Origin of the sequence: Klebsiella sp. CD33 (assembly GCF_051992865.1) — a bacterium.
GTDB classification, from domain to species: domain Bacteria; phylum Pseudomonadota; class Gammaproteobacteria; order Enterobacterales; family Enterobacteriaceae; genus Klebsiella; species Klebsiella pneumoniae.
Genome location: NZ_CP197023.1, coordinates 3,273,998 through 3,298,569, shown reverse-complemented (window position 1 = coordinate 3,298,569; position 24,572 = coordinate 3,273,998). Strand labels below are relative to the sequence as shown.

General features: G+C 56.4%; 24 protein-coding genes and 1 tRNA gene. 14 read left to right on the top strand and 11 right to left on the bottom strand.

Going from position 1 to position 24,572, the window contains the following annotated elements:
• Window positions 1-8 precede the first annotated feature (8 nt).
• The 5 genes from ACR809_RS16455 to rmf all read left to right on the top strand — a co-directional run bounded on the left by ACR809_RS16455 (window position 9) and on the right by rmf (window position 5,810).
• On the top strand, window positions 9-1,916 hold the full coding sequence (locus tag ACR809_RS16455; protein ID WP_004147848.1) for an ABC transporter ATP-binding protein: 1,908 nt from the start codon (window positions 9-11) through the stop codon (window positions 1,914-1,916).
• 14 nt (window positions 1,917-1,930) lie between these two features.
• Window positions 1,931-3,199 (top strand): membrane integrity-associated transporter subunit PqiA, encoded by a 1,269-nt coding sequence (gene pqiA, locus ACR809_RS16450; RefSeq protein WP_004147849.1) that lies wholly within the window; start codon window positions 1,931-1,933, stop codon window positions 3,197-3,199.
• On the top strand, window positions 3,189-4,829 hold the full coding sequence (pqiB, locus tag ACR809_RS16445) for an intermembrane transport protein PqiB (RefSeq protein ID WP_004179201.1): 1,641 nt from the start codon (window positions 3,189-3,191) through the stop codon (window positions 4,827-4,829). Before pqiA ends, pqiB begins: the two co-directional genes overlap by 11 nt.
• The gene (gene pqiC, locus ACR809_RS16440) at window positions 4,826-5,389 is read left to right on the top strand and encodes a membrane integrity-associated transporter subunit PqiC (RefSeq protein ID WP_002898392.1); all 564 of its coding nucleotides are present in this window, start codon (window positions 4,826-4,828) and stop codon (window positions 5,387-5,389) included. Before pqiB ends, pqiC begins: the two co-directional genes overlap by 4 nt.
• Before the next feature lie 253 nt (window positions 5,390-5,642).
• Entirely contained in the window at window positions 5,643-5,810 is a 168-nt protein-coding gene (gene rmf, locus ACR809_RS16435; protein ID WP_002898396.1) for a ribosome modulation factor, read from the top strand.
• Window positions 5,811-5,878: 68 nt separating this feature from the next.
• On the opposite strand, the gene fabA is transcribed toward rmf, so the two are convergent.
• Both fabA and ACR809_RS16425 read right to left on the bottom strand, forming a co-directional pair.
• On the bottom strand, window positions 5,879-6,397 hold the full coding sequence (gene fabA / locus ACR809_RS16430) for a bifunctional 3-hydroxydecanoyl-ACP dehydratase/trans-2-decenoyl-ACP isomerase (protein ID WP_002898398.1): 519 nt from the start codon (window positions 6,395-6,397) through the stop codon (window positions 5,879-5,881).
• 69 nt (window positions 6,398-6,466) lie between these two features.
• Window positions 6,467-8,224 (bottom strand): AAA family ATPase, encoded by a 1,758-nt coding sequence (locus ACR809_RS16425; protein WP_122051434.1) that lies wholly within the window; start codon window positions 8,222-8,224, stop codon window positions 6,467-6,469.
• Window positions 8,225-8,409: 185 nt separating this feature from the next.
• On the opposite strand from ACR809_RS16425, the gene matP reads away from it, so the two are divergent.
• The gene (gene matP / locus ACR809_RS16420) at window positions 8,410-8,862 is read left to right on the top strand and encodes a macrodomain Ter protein MatP (RefSeq protein WP_002898404.1); all 453 of its coding nucleotides are present in this window, start codon (window positions 8,410-8,412) and stop codon (window positions 8,860-8,862) included.
• Between the two features lie 131 nt (window positions 8,863-8,993).
• On the opposite strand, the gene ompA is transcribed toward matP, so the two are convergent.
• Window positions 8,994-10,046, bottom strand: a complete 1,053-nt coding sequence (ompA, locus tag ACR809_RS16415; protein ID WP_095221503.1) for a porin OmpA — start codon at window positions 10,044-10,046, stop codon at window positions 8,994-8,996.
• 352 nt (window positions 10,047-10,398) lie between these two features.
• A complete protein-coding gene (gene sulA / locus ACR809_RS16410; RefSeq protein ID WP_004179215.1) occupies window positions 10,399-10,908 on the bottom strand; it encodes an SOS-induced cell division inhibitor SulA in 510 nt (169 codons plus the stop codon).
• A gap of 348 nt (window positions 10,909-11,256) precedes the next feature.
• Here sulA and ACR809_RS16405 point away from each other — a divergent pair, with 348 nt between their 5' ends.
• Window positions 11,257-11,853, top strand: coding sequence for a TfoX/Sxy family DNA transformation protein (locus ACR809_RS16405; RefSeq protein WP_004150836.1), 597 nt, complete (start codon window positions 11,257-11,259; stop codon window positions 11,851-11,853).
• A gap of 13 nt (window positions 11,854-11,866) precedes the next feature.
• Here the strand turns inward: ACR809_RS16405 and yccS are convergent, their stop codons facing one another.
• Window positions 11,867-14,002 carry a YccS family putative transporter gene (gene yccS, locus ACR809_RS16400; RefSeq protein ID WP_002898422.1) on the bottom strand — a complete coding sequence of 712 codons (2,136 nt, stop codon included), beginning with the start codon at window positions 14,000-14,002 and terminating at the stop codon, window positions 11,867-11,869.
• Between the two features lie 17 nt (window positions 14,003-14,019).
• On the bottom strand, window positions 14,020-14,466 hold the full coding sequence (locus tag ACR809_RS16395) for a YccF domain-containing protein (protein ID WP_002898425.1): 447 nt from the start codon (window positions 14,464-14,466) through the stop codon (window positions 14,020-14,022).
• A gap of 124 nt (window positions 14,467-14,590) precedes the next feature.
• Here ACR809_RS16395 and helD point away from each other — a divergent pair, with 124 nt between their 5' ends.
• Window positions 14,591-16,645 (top strand): DNA helicase IV, encoded by a 2,055-nt coding sequence (gene helD / locus ACR809_RS16390; RefSeq protein ID WP_004179218.1) that lies wholly within the window; start codon window positions 14,591-14,593, stop codon window positions 16,643-16,645.
• A gap of 11 nt (window positions 16,646-16,656) precedes the next feature.
• Here helD and mgsA read toward each other — a convergent pair whose 3' ends face one another.
• Window positions 16,657-17,115, bottom strand: a complete 459-nt coding sequence (gene mgsA / locus ACR809_RS16385) for a methylglyoxal synthase (RefSeq protein ID WP_002898432.1) — start codon at window positions 17,113-17,115, stop codon at window positions 16,657-16,659.
• Window positions 17,116-17,269: 154 nt separating this feature from the next.
• Between mgsA and ACR809_RS16380 the strand changes: the two genes are divergently transcribed.
• A complete protein-coding gene (locus ACR809_RS16380; RefSeq protein ID WP_004144085.1) occupies window positions 17,270-17,683 on the top strand; it encodes a CoA-binding protein in 414 nt (137 codons plus the stop codon).
• A gap of 30 nt (window positions 17,684-17,713) precedes the next feature.
• On the opposite strand, the gene hspQ is transcribed toward ACR809_RS16380, so the two are convergent.
• Together hspQ and rlmI are read right to left on the bottom strand one after the other, a co-directional pair.
• Window positions 17,714-18,031, bottom strand: coding sequence for a heat shock protein HspQ (gene hspQ, locus ACR809_RS16375; RefSeq protein ID WP_002898441.1), 318 nt, complete (start codon window positions 18,029-18,031; stop codon window positions 17,714-17,716).
• A 59-nt stretch (window positions 18,032-18,090) separates the two neighbouring features.
• Window positions 18,091-19,293, bottom strand: coding sequence for a 23S rRNA (cytosine(1962)-C(5))-methyltransferase RlmI (rlmI, locus tag ACR809_RS16370; protein ID WP_004141630.1), 1,203 nt, complete (start codon window positions 19,291-19,293; stop codon window positions 18,091-18,093).
• 190 nt (window positions 19,294-19,483) lie between these two features.
• On the opposite strand from rlmI, the gene ACR809_RS16365 reads away from it, so the two are divergent.
• Genes ACR809_RS16365 through yccX form a run of 3 tightly spaced genes read left to right on the top strand, consistent with a single transcriptional unit; the run spans window position 19,484 to window position 21,174 of the window.
• Window positions 19,484-20,038, top strand: coding sequence for a YbhB/YbcL family Raf kinase inhibitor-like protein (locus ACR809_RS16365; protein ID WP_004210995.1), 555 nt, complete (start codon window positions 19,484-19,486; stop codon window positions 20,036-20,038).
• A gap of 17 nt (window positions 20,039-20,055) precedes the next feature.
• Window positions 20,056-20,844 (top strand): AraC family transcriptional regulator, encoded by a 789-nt coding sequence (locus ACR809_RS16360; RefSeq protein ID WP_122051433.1) that lies wholly within the window; start codon window positions 20,056-20,058, stop codon window positions 20,842-20,844.
• Window positions 20,845-20,892: 48 nt separating this feature from the next.
• On the top strand, window positions 20,893-21,174 hold the full coding sequence (gene yccX / locus ACR809_RS16355) for an acylphosphatase (RefSeq protein WP_004150835.1): 282 nt from the start codon (window positions 20,893-20,895) through the stop codon (window positions 21,172-21,174).
• On the opposite strand, the gene tusE is transcribed toward yccX, so the two are convergent.
• Complete coding sequence (gene tusE, locus ACR809_RS16350) at window positions 21,171-21,500, bottom strand: sulfurtransferase TusE (RefSeq protein ID WP_002898457.1); 330 nt, start codon at window positions 21,498-21,500, stop codon at window positions 21,171-21,173. The genes yccX and tusE overlap by 4 nt on opposite strands.
• An 88-nt stretch (window positions 21,501-21,588) precedes the next feature.
• Window positions 21,589-22,248 carry an FtsH protease modulator YccA gene (gene yccA, locus ACR809_RS16345; protein WP_122051432.1) on the bottom strand — a complete coding sequence of 220 codons (660 nt, stop codon included), beginning with the start codon at window positions 22,246-22,248 and terminating at the stop codon, window positions 21,589-21,591.
• 269 nt (window positions 22,249-22,517) lie between these two features.
• Between yccA and ACR809_RS16340 the strand changes: the two genes are divergently transcribed.
• On the top strand, window positions 22,518-24,170 hold the full coding sequence (locus tag ACR809_RS16340; protein WP_023286208.1) for an ABC transporter substrate-binding protein: 1,653 nt from the start codon (window positions 22,518-22,520) through the stop codon (window positions 24,168-24,170).
• 119 nt (window positions 24,171-24,289) lie between these two features.
• Window positions 24,290-24,377: transfer RNA gene (locus ACR809_RS16335), tRNA-Ser, on the top strand.
• Window positions 24,378-24,572: the final 195 nt, after the last annotated feature.

Genomic DNA, 24,572 nt, shown 5'->3' with positions numbered 1-24,572 from the left:
AATAAATAATGTCACTGATTAGTATGCACGGCGCCTGGCTTTCCTTCAGCGATGCGCCGCTGCTGGATAATGCCGAGCTGCATATTGAAGATAACGAACGCGTCTGCCTCGTCGGACGCAACGGCGCCGGTAAATCTACCCTGATGAAGATCCTCAACCGCGAGCAGGGGCTGGATGACGGACGCATCATTTATGAACAGGACCTGATCGTGGCGCGTCTGCAGCAGGATCCACCGCGGAACGTTGCTGGTACGGTGTACGATTTCGTCGCCGAAGGGATCGCCGAGCAGGCGGCTTATCTGAAAGCCTACCATGACGTGTCGCATCAGGTGATGACCGATCCGAGCGACAAAAATTTAAATGAACTGGCGCGCCTGCAGGAGCAGCTCGATAACCTGGGACTATGGCAGCTGGACAGCCGCATTAACGAAGTGATTGAGCAGCTGGGCCTTGACGCCAATGCGCAGCTGGCGTCGCTGTCCGGTGGCTGGTTACGTAAAGCGGCGCTGGGCCGCGCCCTGGTCAGTGGGCCGCGCGTGCTGCTGCTGGATGAGCCCACTAACCATCTCGATATCGAAACCATCGACTGGCTGGAAGGTTTCCTGAAAACCTTTAAAGGCACGATTATCTTTATTTCGCATGACCGTTCCTTTATCCGCAATATGGCGACGCGCATTGTCGACCTCGATCGTGGCAAGCTGGTGACCTATCCGGGAAATTACGATCAGTATCTCCTCGATAAAGAAGAAGCCCTGCGGGTCGAAGAACTGCAGAATGCAGAATTTGACCGCAAGCTGGCCCAGGAAGAGGTGTGGATCCGTCAGGGTATCAAAGCGCGCCGGACCCGTAACGAAGGCCGAGTCCGCGCGCTGAAGGCGATGCGCCGCGAGCGCGGTGAGCGTCGGGAAGTGATGGGCAGCGCGAAGATGCAGGTTGAGGAGGCTTCCCGTTCCGGCAAAATCGTCTTTGAGATGGAAAACGTCAACTATCAGGTTGACGGCAAAGTGCTGGTGAAGGATTTCTCCGCACAGATCCAGCGCGGCGACAAGATCGCCCTGATCGGCCCCAACGGCTGCGGGAAAACCACGTTGCTGAAGCTGATGCTCGGCCAGCTGCAGGCCGACAGCGGGCGGATCCATGTTGGCACCAAGCTGGAAGTCGCCTACTTCGACCAGCACCGCGCGGAGTTGGATCCGGATAAAACGGTGATGGACAACCTGGCGGAAGGCAAACAGGAGGTAATGGTTAACGGTAAGCCACGTCATGTGCTGGGTTATCTACAGGACTTCCTGTTCCATCCGAAACGAGCGATGACCCCGGTACGTGCGCTTTCCGGAGGGGAACGTAACCGCCTGCTGCTGGCCCGGCTGTTCCTGAAACCCAGCAATCTGCTGATCCTTGATGAACCGACTAACGACCTCGATGTTGAAACGCTGGAGCTGCTGGAAGAGCTGATCGATGGCTATCAGGGGACCGTGATGCTGGTGAGCCACGATCGTCAGTTTGTCGACAATACCGTGACCGAGTGCTGGATCTTCGAAGGCGGCGGTCGTATTGGCCAGTACGTCGGCGGCTATCACGACGCCCGCGGTCAGCAGGCCCAGTCTTTGGCGCAAAAGCAGACGGTCGTTAAAAAAACGACGGAAGTCGCTCAGCCAAAAGCAGAAACTGTCAAACGCGGCGGGAACAAACTAAGCTATAACCTGCAGCGCGAGCTGGAACAACTGCCGCAGAAGCTGGAGGCTCTCGAGGCCGAACTGCAGACGCTGCAGGATCAGGTTGCCGATCCCGATTTCTTCGGGCAACCGCACGATCGCACGCAGCAGGTGCTGGCGCAGCTGGCCGAAGCGGAGCAGGCGCTGGAAGCGGCCTTTGAACGCTGGGAATATCTCGAAGGATTAAAGAACGGCGCCTGAGCTGAGGAGTTGTCATGTGCGATCATCATCATGCTGCGCGACATATTCTATGTCCCCAATGTGATTTGCTGGTGGCTTTGCCGCAGCTTGAGCATCGCCAGAAAGCCGCCTGCCCGCGCTGCGGTACAACGTTAACCACCACGTGGGACGCGCCTCGCCAGCGTCCCACGGCGTATGCGCTGGTCGCGCTGTTTATGCTGCTGCTGGCCAACCTGTTCCCTTTTATCTATATGAAAGTGGGCGGCATCAGTAGCGAAATAGAGCTGCTGGAAATTCCCAACGTACTGTTTACCGAGGATTACGCCAGTCTCGGGACTTTCTTTTTACTCTTTGTTCAATTAGTGCCGGCGTTTTGCCTGGTCACCATTTTGCTGCTGGTTAATCGGGTCAGAATGCCTGCCGGCCTGAAGACGTTCCTTGCGCGAATTCTCTTTCAACTGAAAACCTGGGGCATGGCGGAGATCTTTCTTGCCGGCGTACTGGTGAGCTTCGTCAAGCTGATGGCCTACGGTGATATCGGCATCGGTCTGAGCTTTGTTCCCTGGTGTATGTTTTGCCTGCTGCAGTTACGTACTTTTCAGTGCGTCGACCGCCGCTGGCTATGGGATGATATTGCCCCCATGCCGGCCATTACCCAGCCGCTGAAGGTCGGGGTGACCGGGATCCGTCAGGGGCTGCGCTCCTGTGCCTGCTGTACGGCTGTGTTGCCGGTCGATCAGACCGTCTGCCCGCGCTGTAACAGTAAAGGAACGGCGCGGCGCAAAAATAGCCTGCAGTGGACGCTGGCGCTGCTGGTGACGTCATTTATCCTTTATCTCCCTGCCAACATTATGCCGATCATGATCACCGATCTGCTGGGCGATAAAATGCCATCGACCATTATGGCCGGGGTGATTTTACTGTGGAGCGAAGGTTCTTATCCGGTGGCGCTGGTGATCTTTATCGCCAGTATTATGGTGCCGACGCTGAAGATGATCGCTATCGCCTGGTTATGCTGGAACGCCAACGGCAACGGCGCGCGAGATTCGGAGCGCATGCATCTGATCTATGAGGTGGTGGAATTTGTTGGCCGCTGGTCAATGATTGACGTTTTTGTCATCGCCGTGCTCTCTGCGCTGGTCCGCATGGGAGGGTTAATGAATATCTATCCAGCCATCGGCGCGGTCATGTTTGCGCTGGTGGTGGTGATGACCATGTTTTCAGCCATGACATTTGATCCCCGTTTACTGTGGGATCGTGAGCCAGATTCAAGCCATGAGGAAATACAACAACATGGAAAATAAGAGCGGAGAAGCGAAAGTGCAGAAGGTGAAGAACTGGTCACCGGTGTGGATCTTCCCTATCGTCACTGCGCTAATCGGGGCATGGATCCTGTTTTATCATTACAGCCATCAGGGGCCTGAGGTCACGCTGATCACCACCAATGCGGAAGGGATTGAAGGGGGAAAAACCCGGATCAAGAGCCGCAGCGTAGACGTTGGGGTGGTGGAGAGCGCGACGCTGACCGACGATCTCACCCACGTGGAAATCAAAGCCCGCCTCAATTCCGGGATGCAGAAGCTGCTGCACAACGATTCCGTCTTCTGGGTGGTAAAACCGCAGGTTGGCCGCGAGGGGATCAGCGGTCTTGGGACATTGTTGTCCGGGGCCTATATTGAACTGCAGCCGGGAACGAAAGGTTCGGTGCCAGCTCAGTATCCGCTACTGGATTCTCCGCCGCTGGCCTCGCCGGATGCCAAGGGGATCCGTATTCTGCTGGAAAGCAGCAAGGCGGGCCAGCTGTCGCCGGGCGATCCGGTGTTGTTCCGCGGCTATCGCGTGGGGTCAGTGGAAACCAGCACCTTCGACACGCAGAAACGTCGTATAACTTACCAGCTGTTCATCAATGCGCCGAACGATCGCCTGGTGACCACCAACGTTCGTTTCTGGAAAGACAGCGGGATCGCTGTAGATTTGACCTCGGCGGGGATGCGCGTCGAGATGGGCTCGCTGTCGACGCTGTTTGGCGGCGGGGTGAGCTTCGATATTCCTGAAGGACTGGACCTCGGCGAGCCGGTGGCGAATAAAACGGAATACCATCTGTTTGACGATCAGAAGAGCATCCAGGATTCAGTCTTTACCGAGCATATCGATTACGTCATGTTCTTCAAAGACTCGGTTCGCGGCCTGCAGCCGGGCGCGCCGGTGGAGTTCCGCGGTATCCGTCTGGGCACCGTCGGCAAAGTGCCGTTCTTTATTCCGGGGCTGAAGCAGCGTTTGAACGATGACTATCGTATTCCAGTGGAAGTGCGGGTTGAACCGCAACGGCTGATTAATCAGCTTGGCGGCGATCCGAATATTCGCGCCCACATTGACGATCTGATCAACCGCGGACTGCGCGGCTCGCTGAAAACCGGTAACCTGGTGACCGGCGCGCTGTATATCGATCTCGACTTCTATCCGAAGGCGCCCCCGCGCGGGAAAATACAGGAGTTTAACGGCTATCCGATTATCCCGACCATCAGCGGTGGACTGGCACAGATCCAGCAGCGTCTGATGGATGCGCTGGATAAGATTAATAACCTGCCGATTAATCCGCTGCTGGAGCAGGCGACCAGTACCCTGGCGCAGAGCGAGAAGACGATGCAGCACGTGCAGACCACGCTGGATAATCTGAATAAGATCACCTCCAGCCAGTCAATGCAGCAGCTGCCCGCCGATATGCAGACGACGCTGCGTGAGCTGAACCGTAGCATGCAGGGCTTCCAGCCTGGCTCTGCGGCCTACAATAAGATGGTGGCCGATATGCAGCGTCTGGATCAGGTGCTGCGTGAGCTGCAGCCGGTTCTGAAAACGCTAAATGATAAGAGCAATGCGCTGGTATTTGAGGCGAAGGATAAAAAAGATCCACAGCCGAAGGGAGCGAAACAATGAAAAAATGGTTACTGGCGGCAGCCGTATGCGTACTGACGGCGTGCAGTAGCGGCGGGGAAAGCAAGACATACTATCAGCTACCGGTTGTGCAGGGCGGCGCGCAGAGCGCCGCCAGTCAGGGGGCACGTCTGCTGTGGGTAGAGCAGGTCAGCATCCCGGATTATCTGGCGGGTAACGGGGTGGTCTATCAGACCACCGACGTGCAGTATGTGATCGCCAATAATAATCTGTGGGCCAGTCCGCTGGATCAGCAGCTGCGCACTACGCTGGTGGCAAATCTCAGCCAGCAGTTGCCCGGCTGGGTAGTGTCGTCCCAGCCGCTGGGGAGCGAGCAGGATACCCTCAACGTTGCGGTCAATGGCTTTCATGGTCGCTATGACGGGCGGGTTATCGTTAGCGGTGAGTGGCTGCTGAAGCATCAGGGACAGCTGATTAAGCGCCCGTTTAACATCGTCCTCAGGCAGGAACAGGATGGTTATGACGCGATGGTCAAGACCCTGGCGCAGGCGTGGAGCCAGGAGGCGGCTGCCATTGCCAGCGAGCTTAATCGTCTGCCATAAGTAAAATTCATCATAATGACCTGCCGCGCGGTTCACCTGGGCCGCGCGGCATTTTTTTTGCCAGGTCAGTTTGTTACCGGCGGCTACGCCGAGCGAACAAAAAATGAACTCTTATATAGGTCACAAATATGACACTGGCGTGAATTTTGCGCATTGACGTTGCCTTCTTTTCGCGGTATTCGTAACCCGTGGCTGCACAATTTGCGACCACTGTTTTCTTTTCCACCAGATCAAAGAATGAGGGAAACGAGGCATGAAGAGACAAAAACGAGATCGCCTGGAACGGGCACACCAACGCGGATATCAGGCGGGTATCGCGGGAAGATCGAAAGAAATGTGTCCATACCAGAGCCTGAATCAACGCTCATGGTGGCTGGGAGGCTGGCGAGAAGCCATGGAGGACAGGGTACTAACGGCCTGACACTGTCTCTTTAAAAAAGAAGCCTCCGCATAGCGGGGGCTTCGCCTTTTAATCGCTACTGAATGTTATCAGAAAGCGGAAGTATCCTGGAACAGACCCACTTTCAGATCGTTCGCGGTGTAGATCAGACGATCGTCAACCAGCACTTCACCATCCGCAAGTCCCATAATCAGACGACGGTTAACAATGCGCTTGAAGTGGATACGGTAGGTGACTTTTTTCGCGGTCGGCAGAACCTGACCGGTAAATTTCACTTCGCCAACGCCCAGCGCGCGGCCTTTGCCTTCGCCGCCCAGCCAGCCAAGATAGAACCCGACCAGCTGCCACATAGCATCCAGGCCCAGGCAGCCCGGCATCACTGGATCGCCGATAAAGTGGCAACCGAAGAACCACAGGTCAGGATTGATGTCGAGTTCTGCCTCAACATAACCTTTATCGTAGTTACCACCGGTTTCGGTCATTTTGATGACGCGGTCCATCATCAGCATGTTTGGTGCCGGTAACTGCGGGCCTTTCGCGCCGAACAGTTCACCACGACCAGAGGCAAGAAGATCTTCTTTTGTATAGGATTCGCGTTTATCTACCATGTTTTCAGTAAGCCTTATTTTAAGTTCGGGACGCAGGATAGCTAACACGTGTAAGCTGAACAAGTCCGATCAGTTAGAACTTGTCCCACCTAACCAGCGTAGCGGCCACGGAAAACGATGGCGAGTCTCTTGCTGGGTCGCCTGCGCTATCCGCTCCTGAATGGTTTGTCGCAGCGTCTGTCCTTCACCGTCCCACATCAGCTGGGTCAACATCGGCAGCGCTTCGGTAATATCGTCAATGGCCCAGATAGCAAACTGGTTGTCGGCAACGGCCTGACGTAGCTCGTGGCTCAGGCTGAGATGACGAACGTTGGCGGCAGGGATAATCACTCCCTGTTTGCCGGTTAAACCGCGCTGCTGACAGATAGTGAAGAAGCCTTCAATTTTCTCGTTCAGGCCGCCGACCGGCTGCACGCGACCAAACTGGTCGACGGAGCCGGTGATCGCGATGCTCTGATTTATCGGTACGTTGGCCAGGGCGCTGATTAAGGCGCAGAGTTCCGCCATGGAGGCGCTGTCGCCATCCACTTCACTGTAGGACTGCTCAAAGGTCAGCGAAGCAGTGAAGGGAAGCTGCTGCTCCAGCTCCAGCTCGGACATCAGAAAAGCCTGCATGATCATCATGCCTTTCGCATGAATGTTACCGCCCAGCTCGGCTTTACGTTCGACGTCGATAAATTCGCCATCGCCAATGTGCACGACGCAGCTGATGCGTGAAGGTTCACCGAACGCGCGTGGATGACCGGGGAATTCGATCACCGACAGGGCGTTGATCTGCCCGACGCATTCGCCTTCGGTTTCAATCAGGATCTGTTCCTGCAGGATTTCATCCTGCATACGCTCCGCCAGGTAGCCTTCACGCCATACCCGGCGCGCCAGCATGGTCTGCATCGCTTCGCCGGTAATCTCCTCTCCTTCGCAGAAGGCGGCAGCCTCCCGCAGCTGGCGGGTTATCCATAGCGGACTGAGCGGCAGGGTCTCCTGGTCGCCGGTATAGCGCGTTCCCTCATCGATCAGCAGAGGCCAGGCATCGGCTGCCGGGCCCGGCAGCTCCAGCTGCTGCGCATTCTGCCATACCCACTGGCACCAGACCTTTAGCGTGTCGGCGTCAGCAAACTGCAGAGTGTCTTCATACTCGCTATAGATCGCCTGCGCAGCCAGCTCCGGCTCCATTTCCTGGAAATCGGCCAGCGATTCGCGTTCGCCCACCAGGATGATTTTCAGACTCAGCGGCATAGAGGGAATGCTGACCGGCAGCGGACGCGATTCATCCATAGAAAGCCAGTCAAAGCGCTGACGAGTCACCATATTTTTCAGACGCACCCACAGCAGCGGTTGCGCCAGCAGTGTACGTAGCGAAAGCACAAGCACGCCGCCGTTGGCCTGATGGACCAGCCCAGGCTGGAGGGTGATTGCACCGTTAAACTGGCGTACGCAGCCAAACAGCTGTTCCGCTTCTACCCAATCGGCCATCACGACCGGGGCAGTGCTGGCGAAATTATCCTCAGCGCCCTGCGCCGGTGCGAGCGTCACCTGAGCGTCGGTTACCTCATAGCGGACGCCGTAAAGCGGTGCGGCAGGCTCGTGCAGAGCTCGGGTTTCAGCCGCCAGCCATTGCAGATATTCCGGCTCTTCAGGGGCTTTCACCAGCATGAAGGAGGAGACTGCCGGCGTGTACAGCAGCTGCTCAAGCCCATAGAACAAACGCGGCTGCAGATCGCCCGAGAGGGAGGGGGCCGGATGGGAAAGTTCAGCTTGAGCAAACAGCGCCTGGTAAGCTTCCAGATCAGGCGCAAGGTCGGTTCGGGTCAGTTTCGTAATGGTCAAAGTCGCTGTTTTTTAGTTAGATGTAAAGCGCGCAATTATACCTGATGCCGCGACCGAGCACACGGAGGATTATGGTTACCCTGATGATTACCCGGTCGCAGACTTCACGAATAATGATTTATATTCAGCACATCAGAAAAAAACTGATATCCTGAAAAGAGTTACACGGTCACATTGAGATCGCAATGAAATATCAACAACTGGAAAATCTTGAAAGCGGCTGGAAATGGAAATATCTGGTAAAGAAGCACCGGGAAGGTGAGCTGATTACCCGCTACATTGAGGCCAGCGCTGCGCAAGCTGCGGTAGATGACTTGCTGACGCTCGAGAATGAACCTGTGCTGGTGCATGCCTGGATTGAGCAGCATATGAATCCGGCGCTGATGAACCGCATGAAGCAGACTATCCGCGCGCGACGGAAACGCCATTTTAACGCTGAGCATCAGCATACGCGTAAGAAGTCTATCGACCTTGAGTTTGTCGTTTGGCAGCGTCTTGCTGGCCTGGCGCAGCGGCGGGGCAAAACCTTGTCTGAAACCATCGTCCAGCTGATTGAAGATGCCGAGCACAAAGAGAAATATGCCAGCAAAATGTCGAGCCTGAAGCACGATCTGCAGGTACTGTTAGGGAAAGAATAGCCAGGTAAGAGCGTCGACCCGCCTGCCGGTGGTTGCCCTGGCCGGGGACTGCTTCACAGCTCTCAGCCGCTGAAGTGGGCGAGAGGGCATAAAAAAAACCCGCCGAAGCGGGTTTTTTTATCGGTTATAACTTAAGCCGCCGGCTGAGTTACAACTTCTTTGTAGCCTTTAACTTCGATCTCTACACGACGATCCGGAGCCAGGCAATCGATCAGGGCAGCGCGAGCTTTCACGTTGTCGCAGGTGTTGCCAGTAACCGGGTTGGATTCACCCATGCCGCGAGCGGAGATTTTGCCAGCCGGGATGCCTTTAGCAACCAGGTAGTCAACAACGGACTGAGCACGTTTCTCAGACAGCTGCTGGTTGTAAGCTTCGGAACCGATGCGGTCGGTGTAGCCCAGAACAACAGCGGAACCGTCTTTCGGATCCATGTTGCTCAGCTGAGTGTACAGCTGATCCAGAGCCTGCTGACCTTCCGGTTTCAGGGTAGCTTTGTTGAAGTTGAACAGAACGTCAGACTTCAGGGTGAAGTGCTTGGTAGCCACTTCCGGAGCCGGAGCCGGAGCCGGAGCAACAACCGGTGCAGCATCTTCCTGACCGAAGCGGTAGGAAACGCCCAGGCTCAGCATGCCGTTATCAGGACGAACGCCAACGGTGCCCGCGTCGCCGATGTTGTTAACCCACTGGTATTCCAGACGGGTAGCGATGTCACGAGTCACAGCCCACTCTACGCCGCCAGCAAATACCGGAGATACGCCAGTGTCGTGGTTGTCGCCAGCGATGCTGTTGCTGGAGTCTGCGCGCCATACCATGCCGCCCAGACGGGTGTAGATGTCCAGATCGTCAGTGATCGGGTAACCCAGTTTAGCGGTCAGCTGAACGCCCTGAGCTTTGAATGCGCCATTAACCTGGTCGCCTTTGTACGGCATACGGCCCAGCCAGTCGTAACCCATTTCGAAACCGAGGTACGGGTTAACCTGGTAACCACCGAACGCACCAGCGCCCAGCTGGCTTTCGTGGGTCGGACCATTGTTGTTCAGAGAGCTGTTGTACCAGCCAGTGTCATGGAACTGGGACCAACCCAGTTTACCACCTGCATACCAGGTGTTATCTTTCGGAGCGGCCTGCGCTACGGTAGCGAAGCCAGCCAGTGCCACTGCAATCGCGATAGCTGTCTTTTTCATTTTTTGCGCCTCATTATCATCCAAAATTCGCCATGAAGTTACAAAAGACCTCACGGTTAAATCCTTCACCGGGGGCGTGACTTGTTGTTAACTATGCTGATACATGCAGCGTAAGCCGATCACCCCTGGCGATGTAAAGTCTACAACTTAGTTCGAAACTTACAAGTGTGAACTCTGTCAGGCATATGAAAAAAAAGGGTTGTGTACACAATATTTAACAAATATGGTTGATTTTCGTACACGAAAAAAAGACAGAAATCCCCGTGTGGCAGGCATTCCGCGAAAAAGACCATAAAAAACGCTGTACCTTTCCCAGCGGTAAAAAAAATTCCAGGAATAATCCTAATTTCACTCAATGATACAAATTTGAGTGAATTTTTAGCCCGCTGAGTTGTCTGCCGAGCGTGCCCTGATTTCGCACCGGGCGCATGATGAATCCCATCGCGGACCCTACCTGGGCAGCGTTAACGAGACGTTCATGTTCGTCAGCGGTTAACTCCTCCGCCAGCCAGCAGATAACCACACTATAATTACCCGTGCGCAGGGCACGGATCATTGAGTCTATGGTATGGCAGGGAGAGAGCTGGCTAATTTGCATGACCTTGGACAGCGGCAGACCGGCGGACTGAACCCATTCGCGGCTGAGCTTTTGTTGCGGCGTGAGCCACAGCTGCCAGCGCGACTGTTGACCCAGCTGCTGTAATAAAGGTAGCAGCAATAACTGCGTCATCATGGGTTGATCTTCACGATAGACAATTTCACTGATCAGCCCATTGGTGTTCTGTTCGCCAGAACGATGAGCGTAGTGGCCTGCCGGAGCAGAAGCCTGTGCTGAACGGTTTGCATGAGCTGAAGTAAACATAGTCTATCCCGCCTTTAGTTACTGTATGCATATACAGTATCTTCACCAGGGGAAAAGATCAACCGCAATTTGCCATTTTGCTGCCGGGAATTTAATCGCTTCTCGTGGTTCCGTATCTGTCAAGAGAAGCCCCTGCATTATCCAATCCTTAACGCGCGCTAATGGTTTCATTTCTCCCTGTCGATTGCTGCAACGCTTGCGATTTTCTGAAAGCGTCTCGCAAAACCGCATTCTGGTGAAAAAGTCGGCGAAAATCATCTTGCTGCTGCCCGGGAAGTCCCTTATGTTTTCTCTTAGCGGATCCGTTAACAACTTAAGTTTAATTACATGATTAACAAAGGAATGATCATGAGAAAACTAGTTTGTCCGCGGCTCCCGCAATTTCAGGCCTGCGTCTCACCGCTGGGTCAACTGCATACTCGTCCGCTCTTTGGCGGCTACAGCCTGGCTATTGATGATACGGTGTTTGCGATGGTGGCCGAGGGGAACATTTATCTGAAGGCCTGCGAGCAGAGCGCTGCTTATCGGGTGGAACATCGTAATCCTCTGTTAACGCTGCGCCGACACGGCCGCATAGTGCCGCTGAAGTATTATCAAATTGACGACACTTTATGGCGCGATGAGCAGCAGCTTTTTCGGCTATCGCTACTGTCGTGGCAGAGTGCGCAGCGCGAAAAGAACTACCGACGGGCGTCGGGCCGCCTGAAGGATTTACCCAATATCAGCTTTCATATGGAATTGCAGCTGATTCACGCGGGCATACCGGACGTTAGGACGTTGCGGGAAGTTGGTGCGCAGGAGGCATGGCTGAGGCTACGCGTAAATAATGCTTCTTTATCGCTGAGCGTATTGCTGGCGCTGGAGGGGGCGATTGCCGGGGTACATGCCGCCGCGCTCCCGACGCCACGGCGTCAGGAGCTTCTCGAATGGGCGGCTACCCGGTAGCGGAAAAGCCTTGTTATTCGGTTTGGGCGTGGACCCGTTGCTGCAGGCGGCAGATTTCAGGCAGCAGCGCCAGCAGCAGGCCAATCTGCTGTAAGACCAAGGGTTCCTTACTGTCCGCGCGCGGTTCCAGATGATGGATCCGGCTTTGCAGGCTGTTCAAAGCCTGTTGCACCCGCTGTTCATCCGCGGGGGTATGGTGCAAGGCGTCATCCACATAACAGACTGCATCATCCAGCAGGGCGAGGATTTCCGGCGTGGACAGTTTTTCCCGATGCGCGCCAAGAGCGGAGATGTAGCTGGTGAACGTGTGGTTGAGGCATAGCAGACGAAAGGCGGTTTCTCGCTGGGTGGCATCCGCGCGTGGTTCAGTCGATAAGTTCGAGACGACGGAGGCCAGCTCAGCATCACGGTTGTAGGCGTCACGACGCGCGACACGGTAGGCCAGCCGGTTGTCGCGGCCCTGATGATACTGCTCCAGAATCGCGTCCAGATAGCGGCAGTTCGCGTTCATTGCCCGGTCCAGCACCCGCGGCAGGTTGCGAAATTTCCAGTCCGGCCAGATGAAGCTGACCGCTGCCCAGGCGATGGCGCAGCCGATCAGCGTATCAATGATACGCGGCAGCGCGACTTCAAAGCCCTCGCCAAGCAGGTTAAAGCACAGCAGCACCAGCAGCGTAATAAACATCGTGGCATGGGCGTACTGCACGTTACGGAAGGCAAAAAACAGCACGCCGGTCAGGACGATCAACAGCAGTTGCCCTTCAACAGAGGGAACCAGCAGCAGGACCGGCAGGCCGATCGCCACCCCAACCAGCGTGCCGATAATCCTTAGCGCCAGGCGATGGCGGGTGGCGTTATAGTTCGGCTGACAGACGAACAGGCTGGTTAGCAGGATCCAGTAGCCATGCTGGAGCCCGGTAAACTGGATAAAGGCATAGCCGGCGCAGAGCACCAACGACATACGTACTGCGTGGCGGAAAAGGGCCGACTCTGGCGACATATTGCGCTGCAGGCGCAGCCAGATATCGCTCAGACCGCCAAGTCTGTCGTCGGCCAGCAGCGTCTCGGTATTACTCCCGGCAGGCGCGGTGGTTTGCACCGATTCAATGGTGGCCAGCTGAGCATCGATAGCGCGCAGGTTATTCAGTAAATACCCTAGGGCGTTGAGCTGCTCGTCGGATGCGCCGCCGGCGCGCACGCGCTCAAGTGCCGCATCGAGATGCATGAACGCCCGTTCAAAATGGGCATCATGCTGATAGGGTTCGCGTAACAGAATCGCCCGCGACAGTTTCTGGCAGGCCTGCGCCTGCATCGAAAGCATTCGCTGGAAACGGAACATCACATCGCTATAGCGAAATTGATCGCGTAGGGTTTGATACTGAATATGCGATGAGCTGGCGCGTTCATGAATATCCTGGGCCACAAAGTAGTACTGCAGGGTGCGGCGGGTGCCGCGCTGGCCACGATCGCCTCGCAGTCGGGTTAGCAGCGAGACCTTGGTTTGGTTAAGCGTAGCTACCAGCTGGCCATTAGCGAGCGCCAGATCGTACAGCGGCGCCTGGCTCTCATCCTCAAGGTCAGGATCAAACAGCCGGGATTTGAGCTCAAGATAGCGGGCCAGCTGCTCATAGCTACGCGCCAGGTTGTCCTGCAATGGACGAATCGGAAAGATCAGGTGCCCGGACAGCGTTAGCAGGTTGTACCACACGGCCCCCGCCAGCAGGAACAACGGCTGCAGATACCAATGATCGTACAGCGTGACGCCGAGCATGGTGTAGATGGCGATAAGCAAGGCACCGAAGGCAATGGTCGCATAGCGCTGACCGAGGCCGCCAAGCAAAATAAAGCCGATGGTAGACACGGTCAAACCAAGGGCAAACAGCGGCGGCCACGGAAACAGCAGCTCCACGGAGGCGGAGGCGATAAAAAAGCAAACCAGAGTAATGGCAAGATTACGCAGACGGCCGGCCAGACGGTCGTCAAGGTCGGTCAGAGCCGCAGCTACGACGCCGAGGGTGAGGGGGATGGTCAGTTTGACTTCGCCGATCCACCAGGGAAACAGCGTTGTGCCGCAGAGCGCGATAAAAATGCGTACGTTATAAAGCCAGGCGCTGTTCCAGGTGTAGCGGCGTAGCAGGGGGCTAATCATGTCCGTGTTCCGTTCGGTTACTGAAAGCGACGACGCGCATTGGCTTCACGCGCAGCACGCGCGGTTTCCACAGAAACGACCCGGCGACCCACCGGCCAGAGGGCGATGGCGGCTATTTTGAAATTCGCGATCCCCACCGGGATGCCTATGATAGTCAGGCACTGAGCTATACCGCTGAAAATGTGCATCAGGCAGAGCCACCAGCCGAAAAAAATGAACCACAGAATGTTCAGAACGGTACCGCCGGCGTTCAGTAGACCGTTTTTGCGCCCCGGCTCGAGCTCGTCAACATGAATCGCCTCGTTACCGTAGGGAAATAACGAAAGGCGAGTGATTTCCCAGCAGGAACGAGTCAGCGGCAGCGTGACAATCAGAATGATGCTGACCAGGGTGGCGAGTAGCCAGCCTAGAGTGGTGGCGAAACCGCCAAGGATAAAGTTCAAAATATTCAGAATGGTACGCATAAAGCCTCGGTTTTGCCCGGTGGATAATAAGACCTGATGATTGTAACGTTTTTTTGCGCTGGAGCACCTGGTCCGGGGCGGTTAAACTGAAAAACAATCCACCCTGATTGAAAATCGACATTATATGGAACTTAAAGCGACAACATTGGGCAAACGCATGGCTCAGCACCCTTATGATCGGGTGCAGCTACTGAACGCCGGGGTAAAAGTTTCCGGCGATCGTCATGAGTATCTTATACCTTTCAATCAGTTATTGTCAGTGCATTGTAAGCGCGGTCTGGTCTGGGGCGAACTGGAGTTTGTGCTACCGGACGGGAAAGTCGTGCGTTTGCACGGTACCGAGTGGAGCGAAACGCAGCGCTTTTATCATCATTTACATACGCTCTGGCAGCAGTGGAGCACGGAGATGAGCGATATCGCCGCCGGCGTGCTGAAGCAGCAGCTGGCGACGATCGAGCACACTCGCGCAGAAGGCAAGTGGCTAACCCGTCAGCAGGTGGCGGATGTTCAGGATAATATACGCCATGCGTTGACTGGTTTGCCGATGCCCACCAGTCGGCTTGATGCCTTTGATAACTGCCGGGAGCTGTGGCGGGAGTGTCAGCGCTGGTTAGGCGATATTGAAGCGACGCGTCTGGCCCATAACCAGGCCTTTACCGAGGCGATGCTGGAGCAATATCGCGAATTTTTTGATAGCGTTGAGTCGTCCCCGCTCAATGCGTCACAAGCGCGTGCGGTAGTGAACGGCGAGCGCTCCCTGCTGGTGCTGGCGGGAGCGGGCAGCGGTAAAACCTCGGTGCTGGTGGCGCGAGCGGGCTGGCTGCTGGCGCGGGGAGAAGCCGCGGCAGATCAAATTTTGCTGCTGGCATTCGGCCGCCAGGCGGCGCAGGAAATGGATGAGCGGATCCGCGAGCGTCTGGCATCAGATGATATTACCGCGCGTACTTTCCATTCGCTGGCGTTGCATATTATTCAGCAGGGCAGCAAAAAAGTGCCCACTATCAGTAAGCTGGAAAGCGATACTGCGGCCCGCCACGCATTGCTGCTGAAAAGCTGGCAAAAGCAGTGCCAGGAGAAAAAAGCGCAGGCGAAAGGTTGGCGCCTGTGGCTGGAAGAAGAGATGGGCTGGCAACTGCCGGAGGGGGACTTCTGGCAGGACAAAAAGGTGCAGCGGCGGATGGCCAGCCGGCTTGACCGCTGGGTGAGCCTGATGCGCATGCACGGCGGCTCCCAGGCGGAGATGATTGCCGGGGCGCCGGAAGCGGTACGCGACCTGTTCAGTAAACGGGTGAAGCTGATGTCGCCTCTGATGAAAGACTGGAAGGCGGCGCTCAAGGCCGAGAATGCGGTCGATTTTTCCGGCCTGATCCATCAGGCGGTCAATATTCTCGATAAAGGCCGCTTCGTCAGCCCATGGAAACACATTCTGGTGGATGAATTTCAAGATATTTCGCCGCAGCGAGCCTCGCTGTTGGCCGCGTTACGCCGGCAGAATAGCCAAACCACGCTCTTTGCCGTCGGGGATGACTGGCAGGCGATCTACCGGTTCAGCGGGGCGCAGCTTTCTCTGACCACCGCATTCAACCACTACTTTGGCGAAGGGGATTGCTGTGCGCTGGATACCACCTATCGCTTTAACGGGCGTATCGGCGAAATAGCCAATGGCTTTATCCAGCAAAATCCGCATCAGTTAAGCAAACCGCTGAACAGCCTTATGGCAGGTGATAAAAAGGCCGTCACGCTGTTAGCCGACGACAAGCTGGACGATCTTCTGGATAAGCTGAGCGGTTACGTTAAGCCCGAGCAGCGCATCCTGCTGCTTGCCCGTTATCACCATCTGAAGCCTGAGGCGCTCAACAAAGCGGCGACGCGCTGGCCGCACCTGCAGCTTGATTTTATGACCATTCATGCCAGCAAAGGTCAGCAGGCTGACTTTGTCATTGTGTTGGGACTACAGGATGGGGAGGATGCGTTTCCGGCCCCGGCGCGCGAGTCGATTATGGAGCAGGCGCTCCTGCCGCAGCCGGAAGATTTTCCGGATGCGGAGGAGCGTAGACTGTTGTACGTGGCGCTCACCCGCGCTCGTCACCGGGTATGGCTGTTATTTAACAAGGCGCAACCTTCGCCGTTTGTCGAGATCCTGCAGGCGCTGGATGTGCCCGTGGCCAGGAAGCCGTAATCGCGGCTCGATTATTTCAGGCGCTCGGCAAGATAGCGTGGATAATCCGGGATCAGAATATCTAGCGGTTGACCGAAGTGCGGTGACTGGATAATAAAGTCAGCGGTGGAGACGTTAGTGGCGACCGGAATGTTCCAGACGGTGGCCAGGCGCAGCAACGCTTTGACATCCGGGTCGTGGGGAACGGCGTTCAGCGGATCCCAGAAGAAGATCAGCACGTCGATTTTGCCTTCTGAAATGAGGGCACCCACCTGCTGGTCGCCGCCCATCGGACCGCTCAGCATGGCATTAACCTCCAGGCCGGTAGCCCGGGAGACGAGATTACCGGTAGTGCCGGTAGCATACAAAATATGTTGCGCCAGCAGCGCCTGATGGCGAGCAACCCATTTCATCAGCATATCTTTGCAGTGATCGTGAGCCACCAGCGCGATATGTTTTTGCGCAGGCAGGGTACGTGTTGTCAGTTCCATATTTTCATTCCACATTTTGACCTGCAAACAGATTACTGAATGTGGCTGTCGCTGCAAGCATCGGGGATGAAAATTTTGCTGAATCTGTGGGTTAGGCTGGATGGCCCCCTGCTGCGGATTAGCATACACTTAGGTGAAATAGCAGGAGGAAACCATGAAAGAGAATGATATTGCTGGCATCCTGACCTCGACACGGACGATTGCGCTGGTCGGAGCCAGCGACAAGCCTGACCGTCCGAGCTACCGGGTCATGAAGTATCTGCTGGATCAGGGGTATCACGTTATCCCGGTTTCGCCGAAGGTGGCGGGCAAGACGCTGCTGGGACAACAGGGGTATGCGACGCTCGCCGACGTTCCGGAAAAGGTCGACATGGTTGATGTCTTCCGTAATTCAGAAGCGGCGTGGGGCGTAGCGCAGGAGGCGATAGCCATCGGCGCGAAAACGCTATGGCTGCAGCTGGGGGTGATCAATGAGCAGGCTGCGGTGCTGGCCAGGGAAGCCGGATTGAGCGTAGTGATGGATCGCTGCCCGGCCATTGAACTACCGCGACTAGGGTTGGCGAAATAAAATAAAACCCCGCGTTAGCGGGGTTTTATTTTAGTTGCGAAGGCGCGGAGCCTGCAGCTGCTGACGAATCGTTTTGGCCAGTTCGTCAAGGGACGGCTGTTCCGGGTGTTCGTCGCGGGTTTCGCTGCTCAGCTGCGCTTCTGCCAGATAGGTGTGAATCGGCTGGCCATCATCATCTTCCATCACCACATGGTACCAGGGCGCCGCGCGCAGTTCGTCATTGGCGGCAATTTCATCCTCTTCCGGCTCCGCGAGCGAATACTCGGGATCGACATCGACGATGACGCCCAGGTAGCCCAAGAGCGTATGGCGGACCTGTTGGCCGATACCGAATTTGCTGGCTATCATAGGCACCTCCTGGGAAACATGAATACTCCCTATATGAGGCTCATGTTTCGTTTTTCAAGTTACATGACGCGACAGGCAAACCCCTTCAGATACAGCCCTTCCGGGTAGGTTGCGATCACCGGGTGGTCGGCAGCCTGACGGAACTGTTCTATAAATTGTACATCACGCCCGGCATCAATTGCGGCATCGGCGATGATTTTCTGAAATAAATCGGTGGTCATCAGCCCGGAGCAGGAGAATGTCAGCAGCACGCCGCCGGGGTTCAGCAGCTGGATCGCCAGCATATTGATATCTTTATAGCCGCGGCAGGCGCCCATCAGCTGGCTTTTATTTTCCACGAACTTCGGCGGATCCATCACGATCACGTCGAATTTCTCTCCCTGATCGCGGTATTTACGCAGCAGTTTGAACACGTCGTCGCGCACAAACTCCGCTTTGGACAGATCCAGTCCGTTGATCTCCACGTTCTGGCGGGCAACGTCGAGCGCCTCCTGCGAGGTATCCACGCTGGTGACCTGGCGGCAGCCGCCCATCAGCGCCGACACCGCAAAGCCGCCGGTGTAGGAGAAGCAGTTCAGCACCCGTTTATCCGCGACATAGCGGCGGGTGGCCAGGCGGCTGTCGCGCTGGTCGAGGTAGTAGCCGGTCTTGTGCCCGCCCTGGATATCGACTAACAGCTTCATGCCGTGCTCGGTGATCGGCAGCAGCGCCGGGGGCAGTTCGCCCACCACCGGCCCCTGGGCCAGCTCCAGTCCCTCTTTTTTACGCACGGCGACATCGCTGCGATCGTAAATGGCGCAGTCCGGGAACAGGTTCTGCAGGGCGCTGATGATGGCGGCGCGCTGGTATTCGGCGCCTGCGCTGAGCAGCTGCAGCACGAAAAAGTTGCCAAAGCGGTCGATAGTGACGCCCGGCAGGCCATCGGACTCGCCGGCGATCAGGCGGTAGCTGTCGAGGCCATCGCGCTCGGCCAGCCAGGCACGCCAGGTTTGCGCCTGCTGCAGACGGCGTTCAAAGAAGGCGCTATCGATGGCTTCATTGCGGTCGAAGGTCCACACGCGGGCGCGGATCTGCGACGACGGCGAGTAAGCGCCGCGGGCCAGCCATTTTCCCTGATGGTCAACGATATCGATGGTTTCACCGCTGCGGGCTTTACCTTCCATGCGGGCGACGCCGCCGGAGAATATCCACGGATGGCGACGCAGCAGGGATTTCTCGCGTCCTTTGGCTAACACTAAGCGGGGGAATAGGGAATCTGTCATGGGGCTACCTTTAAGCAACGGGAATGTCGGCACCGAAAAATGGCGCGTAGATTAGCACACCTGGCGCACGCAAGCATCTTTCGCCCGGCAGGCACAGGTGAGCGTTTCGGCACAAAATGCAGGCGCTTCGGCACATTCAGCTGGTGCGGACTCTCATACCCTGTTTTCTCACCCCAACGAGGAGCAGACGATGAAAACAGGTATCCGCATGGCTGTGGCGATGGTAGCGGCTGTGAGCAGCGGCGCGATGGCCGCGCCGTTTAGCGTAAGCAGCAATGATATGCGTGACGGGCAGCCGCTGGCCCAGCAGCACTGGTTTGCCGGTTTCGGCTGTACCGGAGGCAATGTCTCTCCGCAGCTGGCATGGAAAAACGCCCCGGCGGGTACGCGCAGCTTCGCGGTCACCGTCCGGGATCCCGATGCGCCTACCGGCAGCGGCTGGTGGCACTGGACGGTGGTCAATATCGCCAGCAGCGTCTTTTCGCTGCCCGCTGGCGCGGGAGATAAAAACAGCGCTACACTGCCGGGCGGAGCGGTCCAGGGCCGCAACGATTTTGGCTATGCCGGCTTCGGCGGCGCCTGTCCGCCGGCGGGAGATAAACCGCACCGCTATCGCTTTACGGTATGGGCGCTGGATGTCCCCACGCTGCCGGTGGATGCCGGGGCCAGCGGGGCGCTGGTCGGCTATCTGTTACATAGCCATGCTCTCGCCAGCGCACAGTTGACGGCGATGGCCGGGCGTTAAAATAAAAGGTTGGTCTGATGGAGAGTATCCACTTTCAGCATAACGCCTTAACCGCGGCGGAGATCACCACCCGACGGCTATGCAGACTGCATCGCGTGCGGCTGTTCTCCCCGGCGCTCTGTCGGGTGAAACGCGGCAGCAAAGTTATTGTGCAAGGGGAGAGCCGGGTGCTGGCGACTCCGCAACAGCTGATTGTTTTGCCAGCTGACGTGGAACTGGAGGTGATTAACCAGCCGGAGAATGGCCTCTTTTGCTCCGATCTGCTATCGCTGACGCCCGAGCTGCTGACGAGGTTTAAGATTCGTTATCTCAGCGAACCACCGCCAGGGCGCATGACCTCGCTCTGCGCACCGGTGACGACAGAGCTGGCGTTTATGTGGCAAAGCGTTCTGCAGGCGGTGCGGGAGGGATTGTCCGTCGCGCTGCAGCAGCACCAGACCATGGGGCTGCTGCTGGCCCTGCATGAGGCTGGCTATGCGGGCCCGCTGCTCGTCGAGCGGCAGCAGGATCTGTCGGCGCAGGTGCGGCAGCTGATTATGCTGTCGCCGGCGCAGGCATGGAGCGTGTCGCGGGTGGCGAAAATGCTCTTTCTCGGCGAGTCCACGCTGCGCCGTCGGCTGCAGCAGGAATCGCAGAGTTTTCGCCAGATCGTCGAGGAGGTGCGGATGGCCCACGCCCTGGGGCAGCTGCAGACCACCTCGCGGCCAATAGGCGAAATTGCGCAGAACAGCGGATATCAGTCGGGATCGCGCTTTACCGCGCGCTTCCGTCAGCATTATGGTTTACTGCCGAAGCATGTACGCTGAGCGAATTTGCTATCCTCAGCGTATAGCGTGAGCGAAAAGGAGATGATTATGGCCAGTATCTGCACAATGGCATGGGTTTACGGTTCGGTTCAGGGCGTGGGATTTCGCTATTCCACGCAGCGGGAAGCGCTGCAGCTGGGGGTGACCGGTTATGCCCGTAATCTGGATGACGGCGGGGTGGAAGTGCTTGCCTGCGGCGAGGCGGAGCAGGTGGAAAAACTCATCGCCTGGCTTAAAGCCGGGGGGCCGCGCAGCGCGCGGGTTGACCGAGTGTTAACCGAACCCCATCAACCCACCCGCAGCTGGGACAAATTCGCGATCCTCTATTAGATGCACTTCACCGGCTTCGGCAAGCCGGCGATTTTAGTCGCCTGTTTGGCGGGTCCTTTCGGGAACAGGCGATAGAGATAGCGGCTGTTGCCTTTCTCTTCGCCAAACTTGTTGGCCATCGCCTTGACCAGCATACGGATCGCCGGGGAGGTGTTAAATTCAAGGTAAAACTCGCGCACAAAGCGCACTACTTCCCAGTGTTCAACGGCGAGCGTTATCCCTTCCTGCGCGGCAATGACTTCCGCCATCGCCTCGCTCCACTGGGTGGTATCTTTCAGATAGCCTTCGCTATCCGTTTCAATTTCGTTGCCTTCAAAAATAAACATGATTTTTCACATACCGCCTGAAACTGGCCGCAGTGTAGCAAAAAAAAAGGCCCCGCATAAGCGAGGCCTCTGTTAAGCAGGGGAGCGGTTAGTCCCGGCTGGCGAAGCCCAGGATGCTCAGCAGGCTGACAAAGATGTTGTACAGCGAGACATACAGACTGACCGTCGCGCGGATATAGTTGGTTTCACCGCCGCGGATAATGTTGCTGGTCTCGAACAGGATGGCGCCCGAAGAGATCAGGATGAACACCGCGCTAATCGCCAGGTGCAGCGCCGGCAGCTGCAGGAACAGGTTAGCGACCATACCAATCAGGACGACCACCACGCCGGCCATCAGCATCCCGCCAAGGAATGACATGTCTTTACGCGTCGTCAGCACATAGGCCGAGCAGCAGAACAAGACCAGCGCCGTGCCGCCCAGCGCCAGGCCGATTAAATCGCCCATGCCGGCAGAAAGATACGCGTTCAGCATCGGCCCAAGGATATAGCCGAGGAACCCGGTGAAGGCGAAGGCGGAAATAATCCCGGTGGGTTTATTCGCCGTTTTGTAGGTCAGGAACATCAGACCGTACATCCCCACGAGGGTCAAAATGAGACCCGGCGAAGGGAGCATCAGCACTGTGCTGGCGGTGGCGGTGATAGCGGAAAACGCCAGCGTCAGGCTGAGCAGGAAGTAGGTGTTACGCAGAACCTTGTGCGTGCTGAGCAGCGAGGAACGGTCACGCGATGATGTAATTATGCGATCCATGAGTCACTCTCTTATGACAGATGTAATTAGGGATAAAGAATAAGAAAAACAAGCGTGAAGCCCTAATGCTTTTACCCATCTTTACTTAGTTTTTACCGCTTTTGCCTGGCATAAAATTCTATATAGATAGGGAAAAGCGATATATTTTCGCTTTTCGCGTCGCTGAGCCGATCGAAATCTTATAGGTCACTGAAAAATATTGCCTTATTGCAGTTCTGCGACTAAGTGTGGAAGAGGGGGATTACCCCGTACGTCAAAGGCAAAGGGAAATGACATTACACAAAAAAAATCACATCACCCGAACACTCCTGGCTGTCAGTATGCTGGCTATGAGCGGCGGGGCGCTGGCGGCGCAGGTGCCGCCGGGCACCCAGCTGGCGGAAAAGCAGGAGCTGGTCAGAAATAACGGCAGTGAACCGGCGTCACTCGATCCGCATAAAGTCGAGAGCGATGTTGAATTCAATATCATTAGCGATCTCTTTGAAGGGCTGGTTAACGTGTCGCCAGCGGGGGCGATCCAGCCGCGACTGGCGGAACGCTGGGAAAACAAAGACAACCTGTTATGGACCTTTCATTTACGCCCCGGTCTGACCTGGTCTGACGGCACGGCCATTACAGCGCAGGATATCGTCTGGAGCTGGCAACGGCTGGTCTCGCCGGCAACAGCCTCCCCCTACGCGAGCTACCCTGGCAATATGCATATCGCCAACGCCCGCGAGATTGCCCTTGGGCAAAAGGGACCCGAGACGTTGGGGGTGAAAGCGCTGAACGACACCACGCTGCAGGTCACTCTGACCCAGCCGAATGCCGCCTTCCTGGCGATGCTGGCGCACCCTTCGCTGGTACCGATCGACAAAGTGCTGGTGGAGCGGTATGCCGATAAATGGACCCGACCAGAGCATATCGTCACCAGCGGCCCGTATAAGCTGTCCCAATGGGTGGTGAATGAGCGGCTGGTGGCTGAACGTAATGCAAAGTACTGGGATAATGCGCATACCGTTATTAATAAAGTGACTTACCTGCCAATCTCTTCGGAGGCCGCTGATGTCAACCGCTACAAAGCAGGGGAGATTGATATTGTCTATACGGTGCCGATCAATCAGTTTGCGCAGTTGCAGAAAACCATGGGCGACCAGCTGGACGTTTCGCCGCAGCTGGCGACCTATTACTACGAATTCAATACTACCCGGCCGCCGTTTAACGACGCCCGTGTGCGTCGCGCGCTGAATATGGCGCTTGATAAAGATATCATTGCCGGAAAAGTGCTTGGCCAGGGCCAGCGCCCGGCCTGGCTGATCGGTCAGCCGGATATCGGCGGCGTGACGCTGCATAACCCGGACTACGCCAGCTGGCCGCGTGAGAAACGGATTGCCGAGGCGAAAAAACTGCTGGCGCAGGCGGGGTATGATGAAAGCCATCCGCTGGTCTTTACCCTGCTCTATAACACCTCTGAGTCGCACCAGCGTATCGCCATTGCCGCCAGCTCTATGTGGAAGAAAAACCTCGGCGTCGAGGCGAAGCTACAGAACCAGGAGTGGAAGACGATGCTGGATACCATGCATACGCATAACTTCGACGCCGTCCGCTACGCGTGGATTGCCGACTACGACGATGCCGCCACCTTCCTCAATACTTTCCGTACCGGGGATAGCGAGAACACCAGTCAGTACAGCAACCCGGCTTACGACGCGGCGCTGCGCAACGCGGCGCAAGCCTCCGACGTGGCGACCCGGGGCAAATACTATCAGCAGGCGGAAGATCTGCTGGCGCAGGATGTTCCCGCCATTCCGGTCTATCACTATGTACGTACCCATCTGGTGAAACCTTGGGTAGGGGGCTTCACGCCGGATAAGCTGGGGTATTACTACACCAAAGACATGTACATTAAAAAACACCCATCCGCCAGCGGCGATGGGCGTTGATTTTCTGTGCAAACTGCCTGAAATTCAGACGAATAACACAAAATTGTTTGTTTTTAAGGCAGTTGATCAAAATGATGCTTTACAGCATCCGCCGAGGTGTTTATAGTGCGCCTCACACCGGAAGTGTGGCCGAGCGGTTGAAGGCACCGGTCTTGAAAACCGGCGACCCGAAAGGGTTCCAGAGTTCGAATCTCTGCGCTTCCGCCATATAAAAGAAGGGGTTACCGAAAGGTAACCCCTTTTTGCTTTTACCTGTAGCCGTCCTGACTGCACTTCACCTTCACCTCCCGACTCCGCAAACCCGCCATGTCTGTAGTGTTATCGCTGGCGAAAAGGTGACGATCAATCCATTGCAAATGGTTGTTATTTTAATTATTCAGCCTCTTGTTATAAACGGCAATG